The 5750-nt window shown below is 46.8% G+C and carries 3 protein-coding genes; all 3 read left to right on the top strand.

From position 1 onward, the window contains the following. Positions 1–83: 83 nt before the first annotated feature. The gene (locus ACTTKA_RS11925; protein WP_442725198.1) at positions 84–2117 is read left to right on the top strand and encodes a M13 family metallopeptidase; all 2034 of its coding nucleotides are present in this window, start codon (positions 84–86) and stop codon (positions 2115–2117) included. Between the two features lie 6 nt (positions 2118–2123). Further along, positions 2124–3593: a hypothetical protein gene (locus ACTTKA_RS11920; protein ID WP_442725197.1), complete on the top strand. Its 1470-nt coding sequence runs from the start codon at positions 2124–2126 to the stop codon at positions 3591–3593. Positions 3594–3678: 85 nt separating this feature from the next. Continuing rightward, positions 3679–5331, top strand: coding sequence for an SGNH/GDSL hydrolase family protein (locus tag ACTTKA_RS11915; protein WP_442725196.1), 1653 nt, complete (start codon positions 3679–3681; stop codon positions 5329–5331). Positions 5332–5750: the final 419 nt, after the last annotated feature.

Below are 5750 nucleotides of genomic sequence, written 5' to 3'. Positions count from 1 at the left end.
CCTTGTCTTTTTATCCTGCCGGTGTAAAATCTCGGAGATTTTATCTAAATTTGCCCGAAGAAAACATTTAACATGAATTTAACATGAAAAAGAAGTATTTATCAGTAGCATTAATTCCATTGATGATGGCTTGTAATTCAAATCCGAAGACGGCTACCTTGACAGACGATGCCGGTATCCGTATTGAAAACCTCGACACGACCGCCAATCCGGGTACTGATTTTTATCAGTATGCTTGTGGCGGGTGGATGAAAAATCATCCCCTCACGGGAGAATACTCGCGTTTCGGTTCATTTGACAAACTGAGTGAAGACAACCGCGAGCAACTGAAAAGTCTGATCGAAGAAATTGCAGGGAAAGAACATGAGCAAGGTACGGTGGCGCAAAAGATCGGCGACTTGTACAATATCGCCATGGACAGTACTAAGCTCAATACCGACGGAACAGCACCGTTGAAACCGTGGCTCGATAAGATTGCAGCCATCAACGATAAAGCCGAACTATCGACCTTTCTGGCCGAGATGAAACTGTCGGGCATGTCGCCGTTTTTCAGCGTGTATGTCGATGCGGATGTGATGGATAGTAAAAAGAACATCTTTTCGACTTATCAGGGCGGACTCTCGCTCGGACAACGCGATTATTACCTTGAGGAGGATGAAAGCACAATGAAAATCCGCAACGAATTCAGAAACCATGTAGTCAAGATGTTTGAATTGTTCGGGATTTCGGGCGAACAGGCACAACGACAAATGGAAGATGTGATGCGTATTGAAACACGTCTGGCCAAATCACATTTCGACAAGGTAAAAACACGCGATCCGTATGCGAACTATCATAAAATGACGGTCGACGAACTCCAGAAACTGGTTCCGAACATTGACTGGACAAAATTCCTCGCTACTCTGAATGTTCAGATCAAAGAACTTTCCGTATCGCAAGAGGAGCCGATGGTCGAAGTGAATAAATTGATTGCCGAAGAACCATTGAGTGCGATCCAATCGTATCTTTCATGGAAAGCGATCGATCATGCTGCGTCTTATTTAAATGACGAGATTTATACACAGAACTTTGAGTTTTACGGCAAAATTCTTTCGGGAAAGACTGAGATGCAACCGCGTTGGAAACGTGCGCAAGCCAGTGTCAATGACTGTTTGGGCGAAGCCGTAGGACAGTTATATGTAGCGAAATATTTCCCGCCCGAAGCCAAAGAGCGCATGGTGAACCTCGTGCATAACTTGCAGAATGCTTACGCCGAACGGATTCGTAATCTCGACTGGATGGGGGATTCGACGAAAGCCAAAGCAATCGATAAACTGAATGCGTTCTATGTGAAGATCGGTTACCCCGACAAATGGAAAGATTATACGACACTTGAAGTGAAAAAAGATTCTTACCTCGCTAATATCGAACGTGCTGCGCAGTTTGCCATGCGCGAAATGCTCGATAAGGCCGCGAAGCCTGTCGATCGCGATGAATGGTATATGACGCCGCAGACCGTGAATGCTTACTATAATCCCACTACGAACGAGATTTGTTTCCCGGCGGGGATTCTTCAGTATCCGTTCTTCGATATGAATGCCGATGACGCCTTCAACTACGGGGCAATAGGGGTCGTGATCGGTCATGAGATGACTCACGGATTCGATGATCAGGGACGTCAGTTCGATAAGGATGGCAACCTCAAAGATTGGTGGACAGCCTCGGATGCCGAGAAATTTCAGGAGCGTGCCAAAGTCATGTCCGACTTCTTCGATAACATCGAGGTAGCGCCCGGCGTGCATGCCAATGGTAAGTTTACATTGGGCGAAACACTGGCTGATTACGGCGGTTTGCAGATTTCGTACCAGGCCTTTAAAAATGCGACAGCCGGCAAAACATTGGAGAACAAGCTCGGCTTTACGCCCGACCAGCGTTTCTTCCTTGCATATGCAGGAGTTTGGGCCGGGAATATTCGGGACGAAGAAATTCTTCGTCTCACAAAGATGGATCCTCATGCCTTGGGTAAATGGCGCGTAGACGGCGAACTGCCACATATCGATGCATGGTATCAGGCATTCGGCATCACAGAGAACAGTCCGATGTATATCGCCAAAGACAAACGAGTAACGATCTGGTGATATATAATGAAACAAATCGTAATCTTATTTTCAAGTATCGTCTGTCTGTCAGGTGCTTTGCGCCTGACGGCACAGACGTATAACACGCAGGAAGTAGCAAAGCTGAAAGCGTTCTTAATCCAAAATTCGGCGGAAAAAGGGAAAAAGAATTATGAACAATTGGGCGTTGCCCCACTCGATGCGATAGATTGGAAGAACGTCCCCGGGCTGAAATGGAATGCGAACGGGCGTGTGGAAAGTATAAACTGGAAGGAGAAGAAACTGGGAGGCGATTTAGATGTCAGTGGTTTTACCGATTTATTGGTAATGCACTGTGAAAGAAATCAATTACAATCTTTGAATGTCGCCGGCAATACGAAGATGACTTATCTCGACTGTTTCAACAATGAATTCAAGTCGATCGATATCTCTACCAATATCAATCTAACGCATTTTTGTTGCCGTTATAATCAGTTGACAAAGCTGGATGTGACGCATAATCCCAAACTTACATTTCTCTGTTCAAGCGGGAATCGGTTCGAACAAATCGATCTGTCGAACAATCCGGAACTTGTAGAATTTTATGCAGCCAACGGTAAACTGAAGAGTATCGATCTTTCCCATAATCCGAAACTGAAAGATGTGGCTTTGCGAACAAATCAACTCACATCGCTCGATGTATCGAATCTGACAAAATTGGAAAGCCTGACTTGTTACGAGAATAAATTGACAACATTCAATGCGTCCGGCTGTAAATCGTTAAAATTGATTCGCGCTTACGAAAACAAAATCACGTCTCTCGATGTGTCGGGGTGTACAGCATTGAATACGTTAGCTTTCTATTCTAATAAGATCGAGGAGTTAGATGTGTCGGGATGCCCGAACATTGAGTTTATTTCGTTGATGAATAATGGGACACATACGTTAAAGCTGCCGCCTAATCCGTCGAATAAGCTGCAAATCATGTGCGAAAGAAACTGCTTTACTTTTTCCACGTTACCCCGGCCGGCGTTTTTGAGCTCTTATGCACCGCAAGCCAAAGTGAAGTTGTCGGCGCCATCCGACAAAATCGATCTGAAGAGCGAGTATAAGATGAACGGTACGACATCTGTTTTTGTTTGGACGGACAAGGGCGCTCCCGTGATTCCCGAGGCTAATCGAGACGGACTTTTCTCGTTTGCCGAATCGTATGTGGGTAAAACGTTGACTTGTACCGTGACGAATCCCACATATCCCAAGCTGACGATGACGTATGAGGTATCGTTGACGGAGCCGGTAGCCAATGTTTCGGTCGAACCGGAAGTGTCGTTCCGCACACAAAGAGAACAGCTTTGCCTGACGGCAACTCGTCCTGTGACCGTGCATATTTATACGATCATCGGCGCACTGCTGCGGAAGCAAAGCCTGAGCGAAGGGGAGACCTGCTTCACGTTGCCGCAGGGGATATATATCGTGTCGTTGAGCAACGGTACGGTACGAAAAATAGTGATATCATAAAAGAAACATTTTTTAAGTAAGTATGAATAAAAGATATACTGTAATAGGTCTGTGCCTGATTTCGATGACTCTGCAGGCGCAAACGATGAAGTGGTTTAATCCGCAACAGAGTGAAATATCGTGCATCCAGCAACGCGGCTGGGTCGATGAGATGAAGAACAGTTATGCACGCCTTCCCGACCGTGCACGTACCGAGGTACGCGAACCGGTTTGGAAATTATCACGCAACGCTGCAGGGTTAGCGATTTATTTTTATACAAATGCTTCCGAAATACACGTTCGATATACGGTGAGTAGCGGGCTGAGCATGCCGCACATGCCATCGACCGGTGTTTCGGGTGTGGATTTGTATTCCATCGACAAGCAGGGACGCTGGATGGATAACGGTGTAAAGTACATCTTTGGAGATACGATTCTCTATACGTATACCGATCTGAATACAAAGATGGAACGCGAATATCGGCTGTATCTGCCGCTATATAATTCGGTGACGTGGATGGAAATCGGAGTCCCCGAAGGATCGATCTTCAAGGTCGAACCGGTGCGCAGGGAGAAACCAATCATCGTTTACGGCACCTCGATTGCACAGGGCGCATGCGCCTCGCGGCCGGGCAATGCGTGGACAAACATCCTTGCCCGTAAGCTCGACTGGCCGGTCGTGAATTTCGGCTTTTCGGGTAACGGACAATTGGAACCTGAGGTGCTTAAGTATATCAACGAAGTAGACGGAGCAGCCTATTTGCTGGATTGCTATCCGAACCTCGGTAAGTTTACAGTCGAAGAAAAGACGCGTCGTACCATCGAAGCGGTGCGCGCCATTCGTGCGTACCATGCCGCTCCGATTGTGATCGTACAGCATACCGGATTTAATCAGGATGAGATACAAGCATCTACCCGCACTCAGGTAGCAGAAGCGAATGAAGCGGCACAGAAAGCGTACGACCAACTCAAGAATGAGATCAAAGACCTTCATCTGATGACGTTCGACGAAAGTGTCCGCACAACGGAGACAACCGCCGAAGGGATTCACCCGAACGATTATGGCACGGTCGTTTTAGCAGGGCATCATGAAACGTTCTTGCGTCGGCTTCTGCGTATGCCGAGAGGAACGAAGAGCACCACGATTCCGGTGACGCAACGCCGTGAGCCGGGTATGTACGACTGGCAGGCGAGGCATCAGGATATCCTGCGCCAGAATGCCGAACAAGCTCCGCGGCGTGTCATCATGGGTAATTCCATCACCCACTATTGGGGAGGAGCGCACAGGATTCAAGACGGCAAGGAAAGTTGGGACAGAGAGTTTGTGCCGGCGGGATACCGTAACATGGGCTACGGTTGGGACTATGTCCAGAATGTACTCTGGCGAGTGTACCATGGCGAGCTGGACGGATTTGAAGCCGAGAAGGTTGTGCTGAACATCGGCACCAATAATCTGACTTTCGATAGCGACGAAGATATCGTCGAAGGACTCCTCTTTTTGCTGGCCGCGATTCGTGAGCGTCAGCCGAAGGCGGCCATCAAAGTCGTTGCTCTTTATCCGCGCCGGGCGATGGAGGAACGCGTAGCCGGGCTGAATCGTAAGATTGAGCAGGCTGTGCTTCCGTTGGGTTACGAGTACTGCGATGTGGGTAGTTACTTTCTCAAGCCCGACGGAAAGATCGATGAAGCACTCTTCAGAGACGGTTTGCATCCCAACGCAAAAGGATATGAACGGATCGCTGCGAAGGTAGCGGAATAAATAGAGTGAGAAGGCTGTATCTATCGCTGTCTGCGGGCAATAAGACGGATATCTCGTTGTTATTAAGTCTTCCGGCAGCGATGATTAAGCCTTTGCATCGTCATTGTTAAGCTTGCTGATGCTTATGAGTTATTTAAACCACAGTCGTTGATAAAGAAAATCTCGTTTATCCAGAATGACGGAAATAGCAAAATAACGAGAATCCAACACAATTCAAAATTCTAAAAACCAGAAACATAACAAAAAAATTATGTATATCCGCAATTTTTTTAGAAAGAATTGCGGATATACATATAAAGTTCTTCTAGTCTCAAACACTGTTTTTATCGGTATTGACTGATTACGCATGTAATTTAATGAATCCCCCAGGGCAACCGCATCAAAATAAGCTTATCTTTGGGTTATGGATATACAAGATT

It is taken from the genome of Tannerella sp. (assembly GCF_052170195.1).
Taxonomy (GTDB): domain Bacteria; phylum Bacteroidota; class Bacteroidia; order Bacteroidales; family Tannerellaceae; genus Tannerella.
The sequence above is the reverse complement of the archived record's forward strand: the minus strand, read 5'-3'. Positions and strand labels throughout refer to the sequence as shown.

Excerpts from the sequence above, each read along its gene's own strand:
- ACTTKA_RS11920 (WP_442725197.1), top strand. The coding sequence starts at position 2,124 with ATGAAACAAATCGTAATCTTATTTTCAAGTATCGTCTGTCTGTCAGGT.
- ACTTKA_RS11925 (WP_442725198.1), top strand. The coding sequence starts at position 84 with ATGAAAAAGAAGTATTTATCAGTAGCATTAATTCCATTGATGATGGCT.
- ACTTKA_RS11915 (WP_442725196.1), top strand. The coding sequence starts at position 3,679 with ATGAAGTGGTTTAATCCGCAACAGAGTGAAATATCGTGCATCCAGCAA.